Here is a 23,481-nt window from a genome sequence, read left to right as displayed (position 1 = left end):
GCTGCCAGCGCCGTCGCGGGCGCTGGTCTCATCGATTAACAACAGTCACTACAACCACTTCTACACCACATGACATGGTGTTTTGATGTCGTCGCAGGACGGTCGATCAAGGAGATGCGGGACTGGAACCGAACGGTGACCTATCCCGGCGCGTCGCCCTCTATGGTGTGGCGCGCGTCTTTAGTACCGCAGCGCCGCGAGTGCGGCGTCGTAATCCGGCTCCTGGCCGATCTCGGGCACCAGTTCGGTGTAGGCGACGTTGCCGTCGGCTCCGACCACCACCACGGCGCGGGCCAGCAGTCCGGCCATCGGTCCATCTGCGATCGTGATGCCGAAGTCGTCACCGAAGCTGTCGCGGAACGCCGAGGCGGTCGTGACGTTCTCGATGCCCTCCGCGCCGCAGAACCGCTTCTGCGCGAACGGCAGATCCTTCGAGACGCACAGCACCGTCACACCCTCGCCGGCCGCGCTCTCGTTGAACTTGCGCACACTGGCGGCGCAGACCGGGGTGTCGACCGACGGGAAGATGTTGAGCAGCAGGGGTTTGCCGCTGAACTGACCGGCCTCGACGGTGCCGAGATCCGTTCCGGTGAGGGTGAAGCCGGGTGCCGCAGATCCGACGGCGGGCAGGTCGCCGACGGTGTTGATCGGGTTTCCACGCAAAGTTATCTGTGCCATGCCGCACAGTCTGCCAAGCTTGACGCGGTCGGTCGCGACGGGGTTGGTTCAGCGGTGACCGTAGAGGCGGGCGACGTCAGGAGAATCCAGCCAGCCCGAATAGGTGGGGCGCTGCGGCCAGCCCTCGGGCGAATCCTGCCACTCTTCCTGTCGTCCCCACGGCAGCACGTCGATCAGCGGAAACGTGTAGCTCAGCTGCTCGGTGCCCCGGCCGTTGGTGTGCCAGGTGCGGTACACGGTGTCGCCGTGCCGCAGGAACACGTTGACCGCGAATCCGGTGTTCGGCGCGGCGTCGACATCGGTGGCGAACGGGCTGTGCGCCGACGAGTACCACTCCATCGTGTTGCCGACCTTCGTCCGATAGGCCAGGGCCTCCTCGATCGGCCCGGATGTCACGATCACGAATTTCGCGTCGTAGTTGGCCAGGAAGTCCAGCCGGGTGAACTGCGAGGTGTATCCGGTGCAGCCGCCGCACTGCCATTCCGCTCCGTCGGACCACATGTGGTTGTAGACGATTAGCTGCGCGCGACCCTCGAAGATGTCGACCAGCCGGACGGGGCCGTCGGCACCGGTCAGGGTGTAGTCCGGCAGCTGCACCATCGGCAGGCGCCGGCGTTGGGCGGCAATCGCGTCGAGCTCGCGGGTGGCGGCCTTCTCGCGCTTGCGGAGCTCGTCGAGGGCCGCCCGCCACGTCTGGGCGTCGACCACGGGCGGCAGGGCGTGGGTGTCGGTCATTACAGTCGGCCTCCGGCAGATCGGTCGGTATGACACCCATATCGACTCAGCGGCTGCGCAGAACTCATCGTTGGAAAGGAACACCGCCATGAGCGTCGCCCCGCGCATCGGTTCCCACCATCCTGACTCGTGGACGACGAGGTTGTGGACCGACATCGCACCGATCTTCGATGCGATCGTGGCTCACCCGTTCGTCACCGGTCTGACCGACGGCAGCCTGGACCCGGACGCGTTCGCCGGCTATGTTGCCCAGGACGTGCACTACCTGCGGACCTACGCCCGAGCCCTGGCGCTGGTCGGCGGCAAGGCGCCGACGCTCGCCGACACGGCGATGTTCGCCCGGCACGCCGCCGAGGTGTTCGACGTGGAACTGGCGCTGCACGCCGAACTGCTGCCCGCCCTCGGGCTGTCCCCCGACAGCGTCGACCGCGTGCCGGTGTCCCCGACCACGCAGGCCTACAACAGCTATCTGCTGGCGACCGTGTACGACGGTAGCTTCGCCGACGGACTGGCCGCGGTGCTGCCCTGTTACTGGATCTACGCCGAGGTCGGGGCCGAACTGCTCGAGCGCGGCTCCACCGATCCCCGCTATCAGCGCTGGATCGACAGCTACGGCGGGGACGAGTTCGCCGCCACGGTCACCGAGGTGCTCACCCTCGCCGACCACATGGGCCCGGCGCTCACTCCCGCCGAGGAGGCATGTGCGCGTGCGCATTTCGTCACGACGTCGCGCTACGAGTGGATGTTTTTCGATGCCGGGTACCGGCGCGAGCAGTGGCCGGTCTGAGCGGATGACCGGCGTGACAGGCTCGCAGTGATTAAGCTGGCGGCTTCCTGTTGAGCGTGCCGTTCGCCGAGGAGGCCGATGTCCGCCGATGCCGCGCCGCCACCCGCCAAGTCTTCGGGCGGCCACATCAGGCTGACGTCACACAGCGCGGGCGCTGATGCGCCGCGGCTGCGCTGGGGCGCTCCCACCGCCGCCGAGCGCGGCCCCGTGGTCGGCACCACCACCAGCCGCGGGCACCGCAACGTCGTGGGAACCCACAGCGGCGCCTACGGCGTGTACCGGGCACTGGCGGTCGCCGCGGGCAAGCTCTCGCGCGAGCACCGTGCCGATCTGACCGACACCGCGCCGACGGACGTGATCGGGCCGTATCCGCAGTGGGCCGATCCCGTCGCGATCGTGAGCCTCGACCCGTGGGGTGCGATGGTCGCCGACGTCTTCGCCGGCGAGATCGCCGCGGGTGTCGACATCCGCCCGACGATCGCGGTGACCAAGGCGCAGGTGATCCTGCCGGAGGTGCACGACGCGCTCCTGAAGGGGCGGTTGCACCCCGATGGCCGGGTGCTGCTGGGCACCGGCGCCGCGCAGGTCACGAAGGCCGCGGTCGAGCCGGTCTGGTATTTGCCCGGGGTGGCGCAGCGATTCGGCTGCAGCGAAACCGACCTGCGCCGAGTGCTTTTCGAAGAGACCGGCGGGATGTACCCGGAACTGGTCACCCGGTCGGATCTCGACGTGTTCCTGCCGCCGATCGGCGGGCAGACGGTCTACATCTTCGGTGATCCGCGGGACCTGGCCGACCCGTCGGTCGAGTTGACCGCACGCGTTCACGACGAGTGCAACGGCTCGGATGTGTTCGGTTCGGACATCTGCACCTGTCGGCCGTATCTCACGCACGCGATCGAGGAGTGCATCCTGGGCGCGCAGCGCGGCGGCGTGGGCCTGGTCGCCTACTCCCGCAAGGAAGGCCGGGCGCTCGGTGAGGTGACCAAGTTCCTGGTCTACAACGCCCGGAAACGCCAGGCCGGCGGCGACACGGCCGATCAGTACTTCGCCCGCACCGAATGCGTGGCCGGCGTGCAGGACATGCGCTTCCAGGAGTTGATGCCCGATGTCCTGCACTGGCTCGGGATCCGCAAGATCCACCGCCTGGTGTCGATGAGCAACATGAAGTACGACGCGATCACCGGGTCGGGCATCGACGTCGGTGAGCGGGTGTCGATTCCGGACGAGCTCATCCCCGCCGACGCCCGGGTCGAGATCGACGCGAAGATGGCGGCCGGCTACTTCACCCCGGGGCAGGTGCCCGACGCCGACGAGTTGCGCAAGGCCAAGGGCCGGGGGCTCGACGGATGACGGTCCCGGTGACCGCGCCGCCGGACCCGGCCCGGCCCGCCGGCGCCGCCGCGCTGCTGCGGTCTACGAATGCGGTGCGGACCCGGTCCGCGCAGCTGCTGGCCCGGGCCCGTTCGGGGGATTCCCGGTGGTTCACCGTCGACGACGTCGCACTCGACGGCGCCGCCGCCGAGGTCGCCGCCGTCACCCGCGCGCGGTTCCCGGACCTGCGGGTTCCGCTGCACAGCAGGTGGCGCCACTTCGAGGCCGGCGGGGTGGACCGGCGGGCCGAACTGCTCGTGCTCCTCGGTGACGAAGGAGCCGACGAACGGGCACGCGCGATGATCGACCTGACCGTGGTGAGCGTGCTGCTCGACGCCGGCGCGGGCCCCCGATGGAGTTACACCGAGTCGCACGGTGATGCCCGGGCGGAGTTCACCCGGTCGGAGGGGCTGGCGGTGGCCAGCTGGCACGCCTTCGTCTCCGGCATGTTCTCCGGGGATCCGACGCGGCCGCTGCAGGCCGATGCCACCGGGCTGCGCTCGGTCACCGAGGACCGGCTGGCCGCCGCGTTCCAGGTCAGCCAGGCCAACCCGCTGGTCGGGCTGGCCGGCAGAGTCGCGCTGTTGCACCGCCTCGGCGACGCGCTGGCCGCGCAACCCGAGGTGTTCGGCGAACAGAGCCGCCCCGGCGGGCTGTACGACAGACCGGCCGCAGCGGGCGGGGTGCACGCCCACGACATCCTGGCCTGCCTGCTGTCGTCATTGTCCCGGATCTGGTTGTCCGGCAATGTGATCGGCGACGAACCGGTGGGTGACTGCTGGCGTCACGACGCGGTCTGCGGGCCGGGCCCGACTGCCGGCTGGCTGCCGCTGCACAAACTGTCGCAATGGTTGACCTACTCGCTGCTGGAACCGTTCGAGTGGGCTGGCGTCGCGGTGACCGGCGCGGACACCCTGACCGGACTGCCGGAGTACCGCAACGGCGGGCTGCTGCTCGATCACGGGGTGCTGCGGCTGCGAGACCGCGAGGCGTCGGCGCGGACCTGGGAGCCGGCTGACGAGCTGGTGGTCGAGTGGCGGGCGCTGACGGTGGCGCTGCTCGACGAGATCGCGCCGCGGGTGCGCGACCGGCTCGGGGTCGACGCGCAGCGGATGCCGCTGGGAAGTGTGCTCGAGGGTGGGACATGGGCAGCCGGGCGCGCGTCGGCGCAGCGGCTACGCGGCGGGCTGCCGCCGCTGCCGGTGACCAGTGACGGGACGGTGTTCTGATGGCGGCGGGTCCGGGCGGGGTGCGTGTCGTCGACCATCCTCTGGTGCAGCACAAGATGACGCTGATGCGCCGGAAAGATCTGTCCACCAACAGTTTCCGCCGCTTGGCGCACGAGGTTTCGGCGCTGATGGCCTACGAGGTGCTGCGCGACGTCGCACTGCACGAGGTGGAGGTCCAGACGCCGATGGAGATCACCACCGGCAGCGTGATCGACGGGAAGAAACTGGTCCTGGTCTCGGTGCTGCGCGCGGGCACCGGAATCCTCGACGGGATGCTGGAGGTGGTGCCGTCAGCCCGGGTCGGCCACATCGGCCTCTACCGGGACCCGAAAACCCTTGTCGCGGTGGAGTATTACTTCAAGATGCCGGGCGATCTGCACGAACGCGACGTGATCGTGCTGGACCCGCTGCTGGCCACCGGGAACTCCGCGATCGCGGCCGTCGAGCGGCTTCGCGAGTACCACCCGAAGTCGATCAAGTTCATGTGCCTGCTCGCCTGCCCGGAGGGCGTCGCCGCGCTGGCCGGCGCGCATCCGGACGTGCCGATCTTCACCGCGGCCGTCGACCGCGAGCTCGACCCCGATGGCTACATCCTGCCGGGCCTCGGCGATGTCGCCGACCGGATCTTCGGTACCAAATGACGCCAGTAGTGTTCACCCGCGCCGTCTTGCGCCGTAGGGTGTGTCATGGCCATCATCGAAGCTGACCTTCAGCCCCAGACACCGTTCGAGCACGATGTCGCCGAGACGCAGCGATACTTCGACAGCCCGCGATTCGACGGCATCATCCGTCTCTATACGGCGCGGCAGGTCGCCGAACAGCGCGGCACGATCCCTGCCGACTATCCGACCGCCCGTCAGGCGGCGACCGCGTTCTACCCGCACCTGCGCGAACTGTTCGCCAACGGCAGGAGCATCACCACGTTCGGCCCCTACTCCCCCGGCCAGGCCGTGGTGATGAAGCGGATGGGCATCGAGGGCATCTACCTCGGCGGCTGGGCGACCTCGGCCAAAGGCTCCATCTCCGAGGACCCGGGCCCCGACCTGGCCAGCTATCCGCTCAGCCAGGTGCCGGAGGAGGCCGCCGGCATCGTGCGGGCACTGCTGACCGCGGACCGCAACCAGCAGTACCTGCGTCTGCAGATGAGCGAGGAACAGCGGAAGACGACACCGGCCTACGATTACCGGCCGTTCATCATCGCTGACGCCGACACCGGACACGGCGGGGACCCGCACGTACGCAACCTGATCCGGCGTTTCGTCGAGGCCGGGGTTCCGGGCTACCACATCGAAGACCAGCGTCCCGGCACCAAGAAATGCGGACATCAGGGCGGCAAGGTGCTGGTGCCGTCGGACGAGCAGATCAAGCGGCTCAATGCCGCGCGGTTCCAGCTCGACGTCATGCGAGTGCCGGGCATCATCGTCGCCCGCACCGACGCCGAGGCGGCCAACCTGATCGACAGTCGCGCCGACGAACGCGACCAGCCGTTCCTGCTCGGCGCGACCAACCTGAAGACCCCGTCGTACAAGTCGTGCTACCTGGCGATGATGCGCAGGTTCTACGACAAGGGCGTCACCGAGCTCAACGGCCATCTGCTCTACGCGTTGCCCGACGGTGAGTACGCCACTGCCGAGGCGTGGCTGGAGCGCCAGGGGCTGCTGGCGGTCATCGACGATGCTGCCGCGGGATGGCAGGACGGCACCGAGCCGTCACTGGACGCGGTGTTCGACGAGGTGGAGTCGCGCTTCGTCGACGCGTGGCAGGACGACGCCGGACTCAACACCTACGGCGGCGCCGTGGCCGAGCTGCTGGAATTCCGGGAACGCGAAGGTGAGCCCTCGGCGATGAGCGTGGCCGAATGGCGGGCCTTTGCCGAGCGGGCGCCGCTGTACACGGCCAGGGAGAAAGCCAAGGAACTGGGCGCCGACGTGGCCTGGGACTGCGAGCGGGTCAAGACGCCCGAGGGCTACTACCAGGTCCGCGGCGGCATCCCGTACGCGATCGCGAAGTCGTTGGCGGCCGCCCCGTTCGCCGACGTCCTGTGGATGGAGACCAAGACCGCGGATCTGGCCGACGCCAAGCAGTTCGCCGACGCCATCCACGCCGTCTACCCCGACAAGATGCTCGCCTACAACCTGTCGCCGTCGTTCAACTGGGACACCACCGGCATGTCCGACGAGGAGATGCGGGCGTTCCCCGAGGAGATCGGCAAGATGGGGTTCGTCTTCAACTTCATCACCTACGGCGGCCATCAGGTCGACGGCGTGGCCTCCGAGGAGTTCGCGACGTCGCTGCGCCAGGAGGGCATGCTCGCGCTGGCCCGGCTGCAACGCAAGATGCGGCTCGTCGAATCTCCGTACCGCACACCGCAGACACTCGTCGGCGGGCCGCGCAGCGATGCGGCGCTGGCTGCGTCGTCGGGACGGACGGCGACCACCAAGGCGATGGGCAAGGGTTCGACCCAGCACCAGCATCTGGTGCAGACAGAGGTGCCCAAGAAGCTGCTTGAGGAGTGGCTGGGACTGTGGAGTGAGCACTACGAGCTGCCGGAACGGTTGCATGTGCAGTTACGGCCGCGGCGTGCCGGTTCGGACGTGCTGGACCTGCAGATCCTCGGTGACAGCGAGGATCCGCTGGCCAACGTCGTCGTCGACCCGATCAAGGACCGGCACGGCCGCAGCATTCTGACCGTCCGAGACCAGAACACGTTCGCCGAGCAGATGCGGAAGAAGCGGTTGATGGACCTGATCCATCTGTGGCTGATCCACCGCTTCAAGGCCGAGATCGTTTACTACGTGACGCCGACCGAGGACAACATCTATCAGACCGAGAAGATGAAGTCGCACGGCATCTTCAGCGACGTCTACCAGGAGGTCGGCGAGATCATCGTCGCCGACGTCAACCAGGCTCGCATCGACGAACTGCTCGCCCCCGACCGCAAGGCGCTGCTGCGGCTGATCAGCAAGCAGGACTGAGCGGGGGTTCCAGGCCCGGCGAATCACAGGTATCCACGTTCTGCAGGGAAAGTGCGAGTAGCCGTCTGAAAAAGGTGGATACCTGTGGCTGCTGTGTCCTGCAGCCTGGAAGGTGGGTCAGTGCGCGGTCCAACCGCCGTCGACCAGCAACGACGTACCGGTGGTCAGCGACGACGCCGGACTGGCCAGGTAGGCCACCGCCGCCGCGACCTCGTCCACCGTGCCGAGCCGGCGCAGCGGGATCTCGCCGAGCACCCAGTCCCGGAACTGCGGCTCTGCGAGGCTGCGCGCGGTCAACTCGGTCTCGATGAACGTCGGCGCGACGGTGTTCACCCGGATCCGCTCGCCGGCCAGTTCCAGTGCCAGCGCCTTGGTCATGCCCTCGAGAGCCCACTTCGAGCCGCAGTACAGCGTGCGCTGCGGTCCTCCGACATGTCCCATCTGTGAGCTGATCGACACGATCGATCCGCCCTGGCCGTGCTCGCGCATGCGCGCGACGGCCTGCTGCGTGACGAACAGCGCGGCTTCGACGTTCACCGCCATCACCGCCGAATAGGTGTGCCGGGTGATCTCGTCCAGGCGCTGGGGGATGTTGCGTCCGGCGCTGTTGACCAATACGTCGACGCGGTGACCGGCCATCACCGACCTCACAAACGAGGTGTCGGTGACGTCGCCGACGTGGACGTTCGCCGCGCCGCCGTATTCGGTTGCGAGCTCGGCTGTTTCGTCCAGCGACTTGGCCGTGCGGCCGACCAGGTGCAGTGTTGCGCCCAGTCGCGACAGCGCCACCGCCGAGGCGCGGCCGATGCCCGACCCCGCGCCGGTCACCCACGCATGCCGACCGGTCAGGGACGCCCCGCTGACGAGGGCATCGACCGCGGCGTCGCTCAAGAGCGTCGCCCCGGCGTTGGCCACGGGAAACAGCGTGGTACTCAAGCCATCTGAGCAGACCCCGCTGACCGCGCTGCTGATCGGCGAGCTTGCGCTGGAGGCGGGGATCCCGCCCGGCGTGTTGAACGTCATCCCCGGTCTGGGGCCGGTGGCCGGCGCGGGTCTGGCCGAGCATCCGATGGTCGACAAAGTCGTGTTCACAGGCGGGACGGAGGTCGGCCGGATCATCTCGGTGGCCACCGCGTCGCGTTTCGCGAAGTCGACGGTGGAATTGGGCGGCAAGACCCCGGTCCTGGTGTTCGATGACGTGCCCACCGAGGTTTCGGCGCGGGGCGCCGCGTTCGGCGGTTTCGTCGGCGCCGGACAGACCTGCATCGCAGGAACCGAATCCTGGTGCAGGAAACCGTATACGACGATTTCGTGGCCGCGCTGGCGGCCCAGGCCGAACGAATCCGGATCGGTGATCCGAGTGAAGCGCAGACCCAGCTTGGCCCGGTCATCTCCGAACGTGCCCGCCAGCGCATCCTGAACTACGTCGAGATCGGCGTTTCCGAAGGGGCGAGGCTGGCCACCGGCGGTGTGGCCGTCGACGTGCCGGGTCTCGACGGCTTCTTCGTTGCGCCGACCGTGCTCGCCGACGTCACCAACCAGATGCGCGTCGCGCGGGAGGAGATCTTCGGCCCCGTCCTGGTGGTGATCCCGTTCAAGGACGAGGCCGATGCCATCGCCATCGCCAACGACTCCCCGTACGGTCTCGGTTCGTCGATCTGGACCCGCGACGTGGCGCGGGCGCACCGCGTCGCCTCGAAGTTGGAGCACGGCATCGTATGGGTCAACGACCACCACCGGCTTGACCCGTGTTCACCGTGGGGCGGTGTGCGTGAAAGCGGCCACGGCCGCGAAGGCGGTACCGAGTCGTTCGACGACTTCACCCATGTGCGCGCGGTGACGGTGCGGACCGCCCCGGACGACGTCGACTGGTACGGCGGCGTAGCGTTGGAAAGGCTGAATTGAAAATGACTGTCACTCAAGATGTCTGGACCGTTCAGGGGCTGAAGGTCGAGCGGGACGGCGCCGTGCTGACGGTCCGTCTGGACAGTCCCGGCGGCAATCTGATGACGATGGACATGTGCGATGCCTTGGCCGGTATCCTCACCACGCCACCTGACGGGGTGCACGTGTTGGTGCTGTCTGCCGCCGGGGACAGCTTCTGCCTCGGGCGGGAGCGAACCGCAGCGACACCCGACGATCTCCCGGGCGAGGTTCGCCGACTGATTGCAGTCAACGACGCGCTGGCGGCGACACCCCTGGTGACCGTGGCCCGGGTCCACGGTGACGCTGCCGGGTTCGGGGTGGGCCTGGCGGCGCTGTGCGACGTCGCCGTCGCGACCCGTGCCGCCCGCTTCAGCTTCCCCGAGGTGCGGATCAACCTGGCGCCGGCTCTGGTGCTGGCCTGGCTCCCCCACATGGTGGGCCGTCGTGCCGCATTCTGGCTGACCGCCAGTGGCGCACCGGTCAGCGGTGAGGAGGCTGTCAGCATCGGCCTGATCAACGAGGCGGTCGGCGACGTGGACACGCTCGACGCGGTGATCGCCGAGAAGGTCGACGTGCTGCTGGCGGCTGCGCCGCGAGTGCACACCGAGATCCGGGCGATGCTGCGTTCGGTGGAATCGTTGTCCGAACGCCAGTCCTACGAACTGGCCGCCGATCGGCTGGTGCTGGGCTCGCTGCGTAGGTTGCACACCTCGGCCGGCTGACGCGGCCTGGCCACCGCTATAGCAGCGCGGCGGCGCGGTGCAGCAGGGTGCGCCACCGCCCCAGCGTGGCCGGGTCGCTGACCGCGACGCGGGCCAGCCGTTGCGGGTCCGGCCCTGCCGGCATCGGCGCCGCAGGCAGAAAACCGTCTGTCGGCACGAGGGAGCGTGACACGGAGACGACATCGTGATCGGCCAGCCATTGCGGCACCGGTCCGAGGAGCATCGGTGCCTCGGGCAGCGCGGCGGCCAGCGCGAGGTCGGCGGCCAGCCCGATGCTCGTCACGCCGGTGAAAGCCACCGCGCACGGCATGCCCAGCCGCTCGGCCCGTCGCAGCGCGCGCCGCACTCCCCCGAGCGCCCCGCACCGCAGGATCGCGACGTCGGCGCACGTGGGATCCACCGCCAGCAGCTCCGCATCGACGGCGAGGCGCACGTCGACGCGCCGCCGGATCAGGCCGGCGTCGGCGGCGTCGCGGCACACCAGCTCCACGAGCCCGACATGGGCGTGCCGCGCGATCCGGGAAAGGGCGGCGTCGACGTCGTCGACCTCGACCACGGCCCGCCCAGCGCCGTCACCGACCGGCACCCGGCCCCGAACGCCGTCCGGCCAGCCGACCGTGCTCGGCTCCATGGCCGCGGTCAGCCAGCGTGCCGCGAGCGCGTCGTCGGCACCGGCGGGCGGGCTGAACTCGCCCCAGCCCTGGGGTCCGTCGAGCAGCACTCCCTCCCGCGTGCCGGCGGCGGTGGGGACGGCGAACACCGGGGCGTCGTCGAAATCGATGAAGGTTCTCACTGACCGACAACGTAGCCCGTCGATACGCTTACGCCGTGGCCGACGCCGCGTTTCTGCTGTTGTCGATCCGCGGGGAGGACGAAGCCGCGGACGACGAGTATGCGGCGATGATGCGGTTCTCCGGATTGGACGAGGCTGGACTGCGCCGCGTCCGGCTGACCCACGAGGAACTCGGTGCGGTCGACCTCGCGAGGTGGTCGGGCATCATCCTCGGCGGCGGGCCCTACAACGTCAGCGACGAGCCCGGTGCGAAATCTGCGACGCAGCGCCGGGTGGAGGCAGAGTTGGCCGCGTTGCTCGCCGAGGTGATCGCGACGGACTTTCCGTTCCTGGGCTGCTGTTACGGCATCGGCACCGTCGGCACGGCGGTCGGCGCGGTGATCGACCGGTCCTACAGCGAGCCGGTCGGCGGGATGACCGTCCATCTGACCGACGACGGCCACCGAGACCCGCTGTTCGCCGGATTGCCGCACACCTTCGACGCGTTCGGCGGACACAAGGAGGCCGCGACGCGGCTGCCGGCTCATGTCGTCCGGCTCGCGCGCTCGGTGGACTGCCCCGTGCAGGCGTTCCGGGTCGGGGCCAACGTCTATGCCACGCAGTTCCATCCCGAGCTCGACGTCGACGGCCTGTGCACCCGCATCGAGGTCTACAAGAACCACGGCTACTTCGCCCCCGAGACGGCGCAGGCGCTCAAAGACGATGCGCGGCAACGGTCCGTGATGCACCCGATGACGGTCTTGCGGCGGTTCGTGCAGCGGTACCGGCGGGCGGGCTAGCGGGTTGCGCCGGCCCGTCCGGTCTCAGCTCGACGGGATCTCGAATTGCGCGCGGGCGATCTGTTCGATGAAAGGCGCCAGCCGCGACCGTAATTCGTTGTGCGCGGGATCCTCGTCGTAACCGCGGTAGGCGGCGACGTCCTCGAAGTCGGCGACGATCACGAAGTCCCAGTTGCCGTCGCGCAGGCCGGCGTCGGAGCCCACGGTGTAGCGCACGGTGCCGGGGCAGTTCAACGCCCGCAGGCCGTTCTGGATGCGTTCCACTTCGGCGGCGTCGTAGCCGGTCGTCAACTTCGCCAGAACCACGTTTCGGATCACGGCCGAACCCTAACAGGGCCACACGCACCTACCTAGTTTCTTGCGCAGCTGCGTGTGACGGTCCGAGACCAGCTGTACTGCAGGCGGTTACGGCGCATTCACATCGCCAAGTCGCGTGGGCCCAAGGTGATGGACGCCGACGAGGGGCGCCCAGCACTTGGCACTATTTGTCAGATAGAAACGGTTGTGTAGCTACACCATAGTTTCTATAGTGAGGGCGTGCACAGACGGACGCTGGATCAGCTGATCGGCGACTGCCGAGCCGCGGTCCTGACGGAGGCTGCCGAGTCAGGGATCGGCCGGCTCTCCGTTGAGGGCGTCGCCCGGCGCGCCGGAGTGGCGAAGACGTCGATCTACCGGCACTGGCCCACGGTCGAGGACCTGCTCCTCGACGCGTTAGACGACGCTTACCCCGTCGAGCAGCCCTCCCCGACGGGCGGCGATCTACGGGCCGACCTGTTGCGGTCGCTTGACCTGCTCACGGCGTGGCTGAGCGGGCCGTCGGCACCTGCGGTGGCCGCCGTCCTCGCCGACCGTCGACGACGGCCTGATCTCGCCGAGGCGTTGTACAGCCGCGTCTTCCACTCACACGGTGGACGCTTCACGCGTGTGGTCCTCGAGCACTACGCCGCCTTCGGCGAGATCGACGGCCGGCTGGTGACACCGGTGGTCTGCGACATAGGTGAGGCGCTGGTGATCAAGCACCAGATCGACACCGGCGACCTGCCCGACGCCGCCGTCCGGGCCGCCATTGTCGACCAGGCGATCCTGCCCGCAGTCGGGTTCAGCCCCAGGAAAGGAACGCGGTGACGATCCGGATCGACGTGGACTGGGACACTGTCGAGCGCATATCGCAGACCACCCTCACCACACACCTGTGGACTGCTCCCCCACTGCGGCGGAGCTCGCCGATCCACGACAAGGCCTTCCAGGCGTTACGCGACCTCAACGCCGACCTGGCCCGATTCCTGCCCTGGTTCTCACATCCGCGGATCTCGGTCCCGGCGCTGAACCCGCCGACGACGACCGAAACATCGTGGAACTTCGAGCTTCTCGATCCCTTCGTGGCCGACTTCATGGAGGCCACGCAGGGGCGGCAGGTGGTGATGAACTTCGCCACCATCCCGGCATGGATGTTCACCGCAGATGTCCCAGATCTCCCCGAGGACCCCGATGAGATCGTCTGGAACTACGAGGCAGGTGCCGAACTGCGCGATCCCACCTGCGCCGAGGTGGCCGACTACTTCTTCCGGATCGCCAGCTGGTACATCGCCGGCGGATTCACCGATGAACTCGGGCAGTGGCACGAATCCGGCCACCGCTACCGCTTCGACTATTGGGAGGTGTTGTGCGAGCCGGATATGCGCGGCATGTCACCGCAGACCTACACCAAGCTGTACGACGCGGTGGTGACCCGGCTCCGCCCGTTGGATCCCGAGATGAAGTTCGTCGGGTTGTCGTTGACGCACCTGCACCGGGATCCCGAATACTTCTGGCAGTTCCTCGATCCGGCCAATCACGACGACGGCGCAGCGCCCGATGCCATCTCCTACCACTTCTACGCCCACCCGGAGATCGTGAATCCCTACTCCCGCGAAGGGAATCCACCGTTCAAACAGTGGCGTGACGTGTTCTTCGCACAGGCCGACGCATTCGTCGAGCAGGCACGCTTCATCGAATCGATCCGCCGGCGGATCGCCCCGGCCACCCAGACCTTCGTCAACGAGATCGGCACCTTCACCCCTGAGGTGATGGACCCGGCACCCGACATCCCGGACGAGTACTGGGAGCTCAGCGCGGCCGTGCAGTCCTACCTCTGGGCGCAACTGGTCAGGCTGGGCGTCGATCTCGTCGGTGTCGCCGAGTTCGTCGGTTACCCCGGTATGATTCCCGGTGTCACGCTGCTCGACTGGGCCACCGGCGAGCCCAATGCGCGCTACCGCGCCCTCGAACTGTTGATGCAGCACTTCGGACCGGGTGATTCCGTGGTGTCCACCGCCACCGGCGAACCGCAGATGCCCGACCCCCGGGTGTGCGCACAGGGCTTCGTGAGCCCAGACGGCACACGCAGACTTCTGCTGATCAACAAGACCGCGGCACCCGTGGAGATATCCCCACCGTCGGGCCCCGGCTCGCTGTGCCTCGACGCGTACGCCGTGCAGGTGCTCACTCTCTGATCAGAAGGGATGCAATTTGGCGCTGATGAGCGGCGCGATCTTCCCGGCCATGTAGGCGTGCCCGGCGTCGGTGGGGTGCACGCCGTCCGCGCCGATCAGCTCGGGGCGCCCGACGAACCAGCGCGCGGCGATCGGGTCGAAGAACGTCGCCCCGGCCAACTCGGCCTGATATTTCAGCACATCGCGCACGCGCACGATCTCCGGCGGCGGATCCGCTGTCGGCCAAGGGGGTCCGATCACCAGCAGGTCGGCAGTGCGCGCGATCCGGCGAGCCAGGGAGAACGTGCCGTACATCGCGATCGACAGCCGCGTCGGGTCGGCCTTCATGTCGTTGCGGGAACCGAAGAACACCACCAGCACGTCGCTGGGTTTGACCGCGCGCACGGTCAGGTCCTCGTACACGCTGCCGCGGTTGCCGCGCGTGCAGTACCCGGCGCCGCCCTCGGCGGCCACCGTCGGCGTCACCGCGATCCCGTGCTCGGTCAGCATCCTCCACACCTGGGGCGACCAGCCTTTCGAACCGTTGCCGCCCTGGTCGCTACCGGTGGTGTACGAATCACCGATCACCGAGACGCGGTTTCCGGCGAACTCGGTGAGGCGCACCTCGCGCTGCTGCGGAGCGTGGGCATACCCGCAGGCGAGCAGCACCGCGAAGGAAAGCACCACTGTCAGAAGGCGACTCACCGGACCAGCCTAATTTCACCGGCGCCGAGACCGCCGTTCGACTCGCCGTCGGGGGCACCGCTATCCGGCCCGCGCGACTGATTGCAGCCGTCCCGCTGCCGGCTCGGTGCGCTCAGCCGGTTGCGCGGAACGCGGCTCCTTCGCTTCGACCATGCGGCGCATCCACCGCCGGGCCGGTTCCTCGACCAGGTGGTAAAGCATGGCCGCCGCGGCACCCGACACCAGGATGAGCCCGACGACGACGAGTTTGGCCCACCAGCTCGGGACGAGATGGATGTCGAATTGCAGGACAGTCCAGTTCCACACCGTGTGCACGATCTCGTGAATCATGTAGAGGCCGAACGAGATGTGCCCGAGGTAGACCATCACCCGGGTGGACAGCAGGGCCGGCAGCGTGCCCGCGCCGATCGACAATGCGATCACCAGCGGCACGAACAGCACGTCCACCAGGCCGCCGCCGTCGAGCATGTCGCCGGGCGGGTTCGCGTCCAGCAGGTACAACCCGCCGACGATCGCGGCGCCCAGCAGCAGCGATGCCACGCCCGCGGTCCGGCGCATCCGGTCGGTGAGCACGAGTTTGCGCACGGCCGCGCACGCCAGCGCCCCGGCGGTGAACTGCATGACGATGCGTGGCAGCCAGCTCCACGGCGTGTAGAACACCCCGTGCGCCAGCAGCAGCAGGGTCGGCGCCATCGCGGCGGCCACGGCCAGCCAGATCAGCCCGCGGGCCCGCGTCGCGGCCGCGATCCGGAAGATGACCAGCACCAGTCCGCCGAACAACAGGTAGGCCAACCATTCCGCGCTGATCGACCAGGCGGGCCCGTTCCAGCTCGACCCGTCGAAATACGGCTGGAACCACAGCTGGGTCAGCAGCACCTGTTTGAGCCAGCTCAACGCGTTCAGCGACTCGATCACCGGCGGCGGCAGCGGGTATCCGCCGACGTAGAGCGTGAAGACCGCGAACGCGGCGGCCAGGTGCATCGTCACCAGATACACCGGCCACACCCGGGCCAGCCGCAGCCACAGGAACCGCAGGGTCGACCGTGTCGACCAACTCTCCCCCATGCGATCCAGGTAGTTCCACGTCAGCACGAACCCGCTGAGGATGAAGAACAGGTCGACGCCCTGGGCGCCCGCGTTCAGGATCGGCGCCAGCGCGGTGGTGGCGCCGGGCGCCGCCTCGGCGAGCATCGGCCGGAAATGGAACAGCACCACCCAGAGCGCGGCGACGATGCGCAAGCCGGACAAGGCTCTGATCTCTCCGGTGCGCACACGACTCATTTCGTAAGATTCCAGGCAGCTTTTCGCGGTCAGCGTCGTCGGTGACGGTCCCGGCCGTGACTCGGGAGACGGCGAACGCGGCAGGGCCGCCCACCCCGTGATCTCATACCGGCGACCGGTCGCAGGTTACCAGCGACCGTCCCGCGCACAGGGGACGCAACGCCGCGGCACGCCTTGTCCTTCGCGTGGGACGCGCCCGGGTATTCTCCAGAAATTGTCAATCGAACAGATCCCCGCGTCCGTGCGGCGCGGGTCAACGGGGGTGTCGGGTCACATGCTCGCCCCGAGTAACGGCGACACGCTGTCGCTGCTCCTCGTGGAGGACGATCGCGCAGACGCGATCCTGGTCGAAGAGTTGATCGCCGACGCCGGGGCCGACATCTGCGTGGTCTGGGCCGAATCGATGGCGCGGGCCGAGCAGGAGATCTCGATCGCCCGGCCCGACTGCATCCTGCTGGACCTGCACCTGCACGACACCCACGGGATCGACGGGGTCAACCGCATCGCCAAACACGACCCGGCCATCCCGATCGTCGTGCTCACCGGACTCAACGACGAACACGTCGGCGTGTCGGCGGTTTCGGCGGGCGCACAGGACTATCTGGTCAAGGACCGGGTCGATCCCGAGGTGCTGCGTCGCGCGGTGCTGTACGCGATCGAACGCAAGCGGGCCGAGCTCACCGCGGTCGACCTGCACGCCAGCCAGCTGCGGGCCCGCGAAAACGCCCGGCTCGAACGCGGGCTGCTGCCCTCGCCGCTGCTGCTCGACGATCCAGGCGTCGAGATCGTCACCCAGTACCGGCCCAGCCGGGAGAACGCGCTGCTCGGCGGCGACTTCTACGATTTCGTGCAGACGCCGGACCGCACGGTGCACGTGATGATCGGCGACGTGGCCGGTCACGGCGCCGATGAGGCCGCGCTCGGGGTGGCGCTGCGCATCGCGTGGCGGGCGCTGACCTTCGCCGGGCTGCGCGGCGCGGACCGGATGAAACAGCTGGAGCGGATCCTGCGCGCCGAGCGCGCTGGTCGCGGCATCTTCGCGACGGTGCTCAGCCTCGCGATCCCGCCGGAGGGTCCGATGATCACCGCGGTGCGGGCCGGCCATCCGGGCATGCTGTTGCACGGCCAGGGCACCGTCGACTGGGTCGAACCGCCGGGCGGCCCGGCGCTGGGCCTGCACGGACGCGACTGGGAGCCCCAGCAGATCGAGTTGCCGCCGGGCAAGGGGCTGGTGTTGCTGACCGACGGCCTGTTCGAGGGACACATCGGCCGTGGCAACGAGCGTCTCGGTGAACACGGCCTGCTCGAGTTGGCGCGCTCGCTGGCCGCGCTACCCGGACGCGCATTCGTCGACGCGCTCATCGACGCCGTCGAGGAGCGGGCGGCGTCGCACGGCGGGATCGCCGACGACATCGCGGTGGTGCGGGTGGAACGGACGGCACGCGCATGAGTTGCCCTGTGTCAAGCCGCCCTGGGTTGATCCTGGTTGATCAGCTTTTGGAGGGCCCTGTGTTGGGTGGGATCGTAGGCGACTTCGTCGTGCCAGCAGTGCCAGAGGATGTAGAGCCAGGCGCGGGCGAGGATGCGCACGGCGTGGGGGTGGTCGTGTCCGCGGGCTCGGGCGCGGTTGTAGAGATCGGCAGCCCAGGGGTTGGCTCGACGACTGTCACCGGCGAAATCGCATACGGCGTCGCGGAGTTGTTTGTCTGCAGCCCAGCGGAATCCGACGTGTTTGACTTTCCCGGACTGGCGGGTGGAGGGGGCGACTCCGGCCAGGCACGCCAGCGATTCGGGGGTGGGGAACCGTGCGCGGCAGTCGCCCATTTCGGCGAGCAGTCGGGCGGCACGGAAGGTGCCCGAGCGGGGCAGGCTGGTGAAGATATGAGCATCGGCGTGAGCGTCGAGTTGCTCGGCGATGCTCTGGTCGAGGGTTTTGATCTGGGCGCTCACAGTGCTCAACACCTCGACGAAGGTCGCGGTGATGGTGGCACCGTCGATACCGGTGGCGCCGCGAGGCGCGGCGGTGAGTCGTCGGTGCAGTTCACTGGCGTGGGTGCGGCCGCTGTAGCCAACGCTGGCCAGCCAGTTGGCCATCCGGGTGACCGAGAGCCAGTCGGCGCGGTCCTGGCAGTCAAAGCGGGCCAAAAAGGCCAGGCTGATCGGCGAGTCGATATCGGCGAACAGCCCGACCGCGCCGGGAAAGACGATCATCAGATGAGCCCGCAGCTGGTTGGCGATCGCCACGCGGTGAGCGACCAGATTTTTGCGGGCTCGACAGGTCTGACGCAGGGCGACGGTGGCCGGGCTGTCGGGCTGCAGGGGCCGCAGCCGGGTCCGGTCGGTGCGCAAGGTGTCGGCCAGGACGAACGCGTCGAAGCGGTCGTCTTTGTTGCCGGCCGATCCGTAGCGCCCGCGCAGGTTCTTCACCTGGTTGGGACTGATCACCACGACGGTGATCCCGGCCTCGAGCAGGGCATCTACAACCGGACCGTCGGGGCGTTCGATGGCGACTTCTCCGACACCGACGCGCTGCAGTGTGGTGAGCAGATCACGCAGCCCAACGGCGTGGTGACCGATCGTTTTGCGGGTGATCTCGCGGCCTTTGGCATCGACGATCGAGACCGCGTGATCATCGCGGGCCCAGTCGATTCCACAGGTGAGCCCATTGGTGGGTTCCGTTGGCAGGGTATTTCGGGCAGACTTCATGACAGCCTCCTCGCTGCTAAGCCCAGTGGGGAGGCACCCTTATGTGCAGGTTCCGGGGCACGACTGCCGGTTCGCTCACTGAGCGGCGCTCGGTGGCGCATAGCCCTGTCGACGGTCAACGCGCCCCGGGTAACCACTGGCCTCCGCAGAACTCATGCTGGACATCGAATGTGTCGAGCGAGCAGGGCGATAGATCAGCGGCACCTCGGGTGCATCGGCAATCCATCCAAGATCACCGACACAAGGATGGTGCACCAGTGAGCCCCGACCAGCGCGGCGTGCGCGCCCTCACGGTGCAGGGCTGGCAGTACCTGGTGCTGTCGGTGATGGGCCTGGTGGTGCTGCTCGGCGGTGTGACGGTGGCGGTGCTGCTAAACCGCACCGATCACCTGTCAGGTCAGGTCATCAACCAGATCCAGCCGGCGCGGGTGGCCGCCTACCAACTGCAGGCCGCGCTGCGCGACCAGGAGACCGCGGTGCGCGGCTACCTGATCACCGCGGACCGTCAGTTTCTGGTGCCCTACGACGAGGGCCGCGCCGTCGAACAACAGGCCGCGGCCGACATCCGCCAACTCGAGCAGGACCGTCCCGATCTGCTCGACGATCTCGACGCGATCGAGCAGGCCTCCGGCGCGTGGCGCGTCGAGTACGCCGAGCCGGTGATCGCCGAGGTTCGCCCGGGCGCCCCGGGCCCGGTCAATCCCGCCCTGACCGAGATCGGCAAGAACGATTTCGACACGCTGCGCGCGCTTTTCGCCACGCAGAACGAGCACCTGGCACAGGCCCGCACCGACGGTGTCGCCGAGCTCGAGCGGGTGCGGACCCTGCGCAACGCGGTGCTGCTGGCGATAGCGGTGACGTTCGCGGTGACCATCGTGGCGCTGGCGGTGCTGCTGCGCGTCGCGCTGGTGCGGCCGCTGTCCCGGCTGGCCGCGGCGTGCCGGCGTATCGCCGAGGGCAACTTCGGTGAGCGGATCGTCCCGCAGGGCCCGCGCGACATCCGGCTCATCAGTCTCGACGTCGAGCACATGCGCCAACGGATCGTCGCCGAACTCGAGGCGTCGCGCGAGGCGAACGAGACCCTCGACATCCACGCCGAGGAACTGCGCCGATCCAACGCCGAGCTGGAACAGTTCGCCTATGTGGCCTCCCACGACCTGCAGGAGCCGTTGCGCAAGGTCGCCTCGTTCTGCCAGCTGCTGGAGAAGCGCTACGGCGACAAGCTCGACGAACGCGGTGTCGAGTACATCGGGTTCGCGGTCGACGGCGCCAAACGCATGCAGGTCCTCATCAACGATCTGCTGACCTTCTCGCGGGTGGGACGGCTCAACGCCACCGAAGCCGACGTCGACCTCGGCACCGCGCTCGACACCGCGCTGGGCAACCTGTCCACCGCGGTCGAGGAGTCCGGGGCGGTCATCGAGCGGCCGGCGGGCGGGCTGCCGACGGTCAAGGGCGACCCCACGCTGCTGACCATGCTGTGGCAGAACCTGGTCGGCAACGCGGTGAAGTTCCGCCGCGAGGGGGTGGCCCCGCGCGTCGTCATCGACGTGGTCCGGGAGGTCGCCGACGGCGACGGGAACCAGGCGGACAACTGGTCGTTCACCGTGACCGACAACGGCATCGGCATCGCGCCCGAGTTCGCCGACAAGGTGTTCGTGATCTTCCAGCGCCTGCACGGCCGCGACGCGTACACCGGCACGGGCATCGGGCTGGCCCTGTGCAAGAAGATCGTCGAACACCACGGCGGCACCATCTGGATCGACACGGCGCACACCGGTGGCACCCGGTTCCATTTCACGTTGCCGATCACCGCGGATGACACGGCACCCAGACTCCTGGAAGGATCGACCACATGACTCCGGCTGAACGCGCCATCGACGTCCTGCTCATCGAGGACGACCCCGGGGACGAGCTGATCACGCGGGAAGCGTTCGAGCACAACAAGATCAAGAACACCTTGCACGTCGCCCACGACGGCGAGGAAGGCCTGGACTTCCTGTACCGGCGCGGCGCCTACACCGATGCGCCTCGTCCGGACCTGGTCCTGCTGGACCTGAACCTGCCGAAGTACGACGGTCGCCAGCTGCTCGAGCAGATCAAGTCCGACCCTGACCTGAGCCACATCCCGGTGGTGGTGCTGACCACCTCGTCGGCCGAAGAGGACATTCTGCGCAGCTACAAGCTGCACGCCAACGCCTACGTCACCAAGCCGGTCGACCTGGACCAGTTCATGAACGCGGTACGCCAGATCGACGAGTTCTTCGTGCAGGTGGTCCGGCTTCCGCAGTTCTGACGTGGAGCTGCCCCGTCCGGATCCGGCGCTACCGCACCTGGCCGACGTCGCGCCCTCGGTGCTGGCGGCGATGGGCGTGACGGGGTTCGAACCGCGTATCCCGCTGCCCTACGATGTGGCCGGCGCGTGTGTGCTGCTGATCGACGGGCTGGGCGCCGAACTGCTCGATACCTACGCTGCCGACGCACCGGTGCTCGCCGGACTGCGCGGTGCCACCCTGCAGGTCGGTTTCCCCTCGACCACCGCGGCCGGGCTGGCCGCCGTGGGGACCGGGTGCCGCTCCGGCGAACACGGCATGGTAGGGATGTCCTTCCGTCTGCCCGACGTCGGGGTGATCAACGCGCTGCGATGGCTGCCGCATCCCTGGGGCGGTGACCTGCGTGAGAAGGCCGTTCCGGAGGCCGTGCAACCGCAGGCCACGGTGTTCGAACGGGCCTCATCGGCCGGTGCTGCGGTCTCGGTGATCTCGGGCGCCCAGTTCGCCGGTTCGGGACTGACCCGCGCGGTGCTGCGTGGTGGCACCTACCGAGGTGTGCACGCGATGGGCGACCTGGCGGACACCATCGGTGCGGTGATCACCGGTCGGGGCTTCTGCTACGGGTACCACGCCGACCTCGACCTGGTCGGACATCTGCACGGGCCCGGTTCGCCGGCGTGGCGCCTGCAGTTGCGGCAGGTGGACACCATGGTCGAATCGATCGTCGGGAATCTGCCCGTCGGGGGTCTGCTCGCGGTGGTGGCCGACCACGGCATGGTCGAGCTCGACGACAGCGCAGTGGATCTCGACGCGGTCTCCGAACTCTCCGACGGGGTGGACGCGGTCGGCGGCGAGGTGCGCGCCCGCCACATCTATACCCGGCCCGGTGCCACCGACGAGGTGCTGGCGACCTGGCGCACCGCTCTCGGTGACAGGGCGTGGGTCGTCACCCGCGACGAGGCGGTGGCGGCGGGCTGGTTCGGCGAACGCGTCACCGATGAGGTCCGACCGCGGATCGGTGACGTGGTGGCCGCCGCCCGGGGCTGCTCGGGTCTGCTGCGCCGCAGTGCCGAACCCCTGGAGTCGTCGCTGGTGGGACAGCATGGGTCGCTGACGGACGCCGAGCAGCGGATCCCGCTGTTGCTGGCGCATCGCTGAGCGGCCGCACAGCACCTCGCGGTCCATCCTGCAGCAAACCCGCACACCATCTGCGCCGGAGAATGCGCGAGTGCTCTCGCATTCCCTCGAAATTCGCGTAATGCCCTGAACTGCAATGGGATTGAGGGGCATGGAGTGACACCCCTCTGTCCTGCGAATGCGGGCGCTGCACAACGTTTTTCGTGAGATGTAGACCGATTGAACGTGTATTGTGCCTGCCGTCACAGATTTTGGGCGTATTAGAGACCCTCTGTTAACGTGCGTCCGCATGTTTGCCATCGCAACACTCTTGACGCTTGTCAGCCAGGTGTCGGGCACGCCGTACGTGTCCGGCGGGGACTCCCCCGCGGGCACCGACTGTTCGGGCCTGGTGTCCTGGGTGACCAATGCCGCCACCGGCAGGCCGGTCTATGGAGACAGGTTCCACACCGGCAACATCGAGAGCGCTCTGCTGGCCCGAGGCTTCCAGTACGGCAGCCAGCCCGGCGCGCTGGTGGTGGGTTGGAATGGTGGGCACACCGCGGTGACGCTGCCCGACGGCACGCCGGTGTCCTCGGGCGAGGGCGGCGGCGTGAAGGTCGGCGGCGGCGGCGCCTACCAGGACCAGTTCACCAATCACATGTTCCTGCCGATGCCGGCCGAGGTGCCGCCGGTTCCGGACCCGATGCTCGCCCCGCCGATGGCCCCACCGCCGGGCGCCGTGCCGCCCCCGCCCCCGCCCCCGCCCCCGCCGGCGCAACCGGTGATGCTGGCCGGCCAGGAGATCGCGGCGCCGCCGGCACCGTGAGTCAGCGCACCGACACCCTGAGCCGGGACCGACGGCGCGGGCACTAGCCTCGATCTTTCACGTGGCGGGTAGTTGAGGTCTTTTCGTGGCGTGGGTGGGCGG

At 68.4% G+C, this 23,481-nt stretch carries 22 protein-coding genes and 1 pseudogene; 15 read left to right on the top strand and 8 right to left on the bottom strand.

All coding sequences use genetic code 11. The annotated features are described in order from the left end of the window. Positions 1–180 precede the first annotated feature (180 nt). Positions 181–678 (bottom strand): thiol peroxidase, encoded by a 498-nt coding sequence (tpx, locus tag KXD97_RS23700; RefSeq protein ID WP_260752872.1) that lies wholly within the window; start codon positions 676–678, stop codon positions 181–183. Between the two features lie 48 nt (positions 679–726). After that, entirely contained in the window at positions 727–1,413 is a 687-nt protein-coding gene (locus tag KXD97_RS23695) for a DUF899 domain-containing protein (RefSeq protein WP_260752871.1), read from the bottom strand. Positions 1,414–1,501: 88 nt separating this feature from the next. Here KXD97_RS23695 and tenA point away from each other — a divergent pair, with 88 nt between their 5' ends. From tenA to aceA, 5 genes are all read left to right on the top strand, one after another. Next, positions 1,502–2,200 (top strand): thiaminase II, encoded by a 699-nt coding sequence (tenA, locus tag KXD97_RS23690; RefSeq protein WP_260752870.1) that lies wholly within the window; start codon positions 1,502–1,504, stop codon positions 2,198–2,200. A gap of 78 nt (positions 2,201–2,278) precedes the next feature. Then, entirely contained in the window at positions 2,279–3,550 is a 1,272-nt protein-coding gene (locus KXD97_RS23685) for a GTP cyclohydrolase II (protein WP_260752868.1), read from the top strand. Then, entirely contained in the window at positions 3,547–4,800 is a 1,254-nt protein-coding gene (locus KXD97_RS23680; protein WP_260752867.1) for a URC4/urg3 family protein, read from the top strand. Before KXD97_RS23685 ends, KXD97_RS23680 begins: the two co-directional genes overlap by 4 nt. Continuing rightward, positions 4,800–5,441 carry a uracil phosphoribosyltransferase gene (upp, locus tag KXD97_RS23675; protein WP_260752866.1) on the top strand — a complete coding sequence of 214 codons (642 nt, stop codon included), beginning with the start codon at positions 4,800–4,802 and terminating at the stop codon, positions 5,439–5,441. The genes KXD97_RS23680 and upp overlap by 1 nt, the downstream gene beginning before the upstream one ends. Positions 5,442–5,486: 45 nt before the next feature. Continuing rightward, positions 5,487–7,775 carry an isocitrate lyase ICL2 gene (aceA, locus tag KXD97_RS23670; RefSeq protein WP_260752865.1) on the top strand — a complete coding sequence of 763 codons (2,289 nt, stop codon included), beginning with the start codon at positions 5,487–5,489 and terminating at the stop codon, positions 7,773–7,775. Between the two features lie 117 nt (positions 7,776–7,892). Here aceA and KXD97_RS23665 read toward each other — a convergent pair whose 3' ends face one another. After that, a complete protein-coding gene (locus tag KXD97_RS23665) occupies positions 7,893–8,690 on the bottom strand; it encodes an SDR family NAD(P)-dependent oxidoreductase (RefSeq protein ID WP_260752864.1) in 798 nt (265 codons plus the stop codon). On the opposite strand from KXD97_RS23665, the pseudogene KXD97_RS33390 reads away from it, so the two are divergent. Continuing rightward, positions 8,581–9,680: pseudogene (locus KXD97_RS33390) on the top strand (aldehyde dehydrogenase family protein). The gene KXD97_RS23665 and the pseudogene KXD97_RS33390 sit on opposite strands and share 110 nt — an antisense overlap. A gap of 2 nt (positions 9,681–9,682) precedes the next feature. Then, a complete protein-coding gene (locus tag KXD97_RS23650) occupies positions 9,683–10,423 on the top strand; it encodes an enoyl-CoA hydratase/isomerase family protein (RefSeq protein WP_260752859.1) in 741 nt (246 codons plus the stop codon). Between the two features lie 16 nt (positions 10,424–10,439). Here KXD97_RS23650 and KXD97_RS23645 read toward each other — a convergent pair whose 3' ends face one another. Next, on the bottom strand, positions 10,440–11,216 hold the full coding sequence (locus KXD97_RS23645; protein WP_260752858.1) for an O-succinylbenzoate-CoA synthase: 777 nt from the start codon (positions 11,214–11,216) through the stop codon (positions 10,440–10,442). A 35-nt stretch (positions 11,217–11,251) separates the two neighbouring features. Here KXD97_RS23645 and KXD97_RS23640 point away from each other — a divergent pair, with 35 nt between their 5' ends. Continuing rightward, positions 11,252–11,995 carry a glutamine amidotransferase gene (locus KXD97_RS23640; RefSeq protein ID WP_260752857.1) on the top strand — a complete coding sequence of 248 codons (744 nt, stop codon included), beginning with the start codon at positions 11,252–11,254 and terminating at the stop codon, positions 11,993–11,995. Positions 11,996–12,019: 24 nt separating this feature from the next. Here the strand turns inward: KXD97_RS23640 and KXD97_RS23635 are convergent, their stop codons facing one another. Beyond that, on the bottom strand, positions 12,020–12,313 hold the full coding sequence (locus KXD97_RS23635) for a Dabb family protein (RefSeq protein WP_260752856.1): 294 nt from the start codon (positions 12,311–12,313) through the stop codon (positions 12,020–12,022). A 219-nt stretch (positions 12,314–12,532) separates the two neighbouring features. Between KXD97_RS23635 and KXD97_RS23630 the strand changes: the two genes are divergently transcribed. Together KXD97_RS23630 and KXD97_RS23625 are read left to right on the top strand one after the other, a co-directional pair. Then, positions 12,533–13,123, top strand: coding sequence for a TetR/AcrR family transcriptional regulator (locus tag KXD97_RS23630; protein WP_260752855.1), 591 nt, complete (start codon positions 12,533–12,535; stop codon positions 13,121–13,123). Next, on the top strand, positions 13,120–14,490 hold the full coding sequence (locus KXD97_RS23625; protein ID WP_260752854.1) for a hypothetical protein: 1,371 nt from the start codon (positions 13,120–13,122) through the stop codon (positions 14,488–14,490). Before KXD97_RS23630 ends, KXD97_RS23625 begins: the two co-directional genes overlap by 4 nt. Here KXD97_RS23625 and KXD97_RS23620 read toward each other — a convergent pair whose 3' ends face one another. Together KXD97_RS23620 and KXD97_RS23615 are read right to left on the bottom strand one after the other, a co-directional pair. Then, complete coding sequence (locus KXD97_RS23620; protein ID WP_260752853.1) at positions 14,491–15,174, bottom strand: Rv0518 family GDSL lipase; 684 nt, start codon at positions 15,172–15,174, stop codon at positions 14,491–14,493. Between the two features lie 60 nt (positions 15,175–15,234). Continuing rightward, entirely contained in the window at positions 15,235–16,455 is a 1,221-nt protein-coding gene (locus KXD97_RS23615) for an acyltransferase (RefSeq protein WP_260752851.1), read from the bottom strand. Between the two features lie 274 nt (positions 16,456–16,729). Here KXD97_RS23615 and KXD97_RS23610 point away from each other — a divergent pair, with 274 nt between their 5' ends. Then, positions 16,730–17,905 carry a PP2C family protein-serine/threonine phosphatase gene (locus KXD97_RS23610; RefSeq protein ID WP_260752850.1) on the top strand — a complete coding sequence of 392 codons (1,176 nt, stop codon included), beginning with the start codon at positions 16,730–16,732 and terminating at the stop codon, positions 17,903–17,905. A gap of 11 nt (positions 17,906–17,916) precedes the next feature. On the opposite strand, the gene KXD97_RS23605 is transcribed toward KXD97_RS23610, so the two are convergent. Further along, entirely contained in the window at positions 17,917–19,161 is a 1,245-nt protein-coding gene (locus tag KXD97_RS23605; RefSeq protein WP_105386664.1) for an IS110 family transposase, read from the bottom strand. 257 nt (positions 19,162–19,418) lie between these two features. On the opposite strand from KXD97_RS23605, the gene KXD97_RS23600 reads away from it, so the two are divergent. The 4 genes from KXD97_RS23600 (at position 19,419) to KXD97_RS23585 (ending at position 23,379) form a co-directional block, all read left to right on the top strand. Beyond that, positions 19,419–21,020: a CHASE3 domain-containing protein gene (locus tag KXD97_RS23600; RefSeq protein WP_260752849.1), complete on the top strand. Its 1,602-nt coding sequence runs from the start codon at positions 19,419–19,421 to the stop codon at positions 21,018–21,020. Next, the gene (locus tag KXD97_RS23595) at positions 21,017–21,457 is read left to right on the top strand and encodes a response regulator (protein ID WP_011780199.1); all 441 of its coding nucleotides are present in this window, start codon (positions 21,017–21,019) and stop codon (positions 21,455–21,457) included. The genes KXD97_RS23600 and KXD97_RS23595 overlap by 4 nt, the downstream gene beginning before the upstream one ends. A gap of 1 nt (position 21,458) precedes the next feature. Continuing rightward, positions 21,459–22,592 (top strand): alkaline phosphatase family protein, encoded by a 1,134-nt coding sequence (locus tag KXD97_RS23590; RefSeq protein WP_260752847.1) that lies wholly within the window; start codon positions 21,459–21,461, stop codon positions 22,590–22,592. Positions 22,593–22,860: 268 nt separating this feature from the next. Beyond that, on the top strand, positions 22,861–23,379 hold the full coding sequence (locus KXD97_RS23585; RefSeq protein ID WP_260752844.1) for a C40 family peptidase: 519 nt from the start codon (positions 22,861–22,863) through the stop codon (positions 23,377–23,379). Positions 23,380–23,481: the final 102 nt, after the last annotated feature.

This window comes from Mycobacterium sp. SMC-8 (assembly GCF_025263565.1).
Classification (GTDB): domain Bacteria; phylum Actinomycetota; class Actinomycetes; order Mycobacteriales; family Mycobacteriaceae; genus Mycobacterium.
Note: the sequence above shows the minus strand (reverse complement) of the source record. Positions and strands in the feature narration are given on the sequence as shown.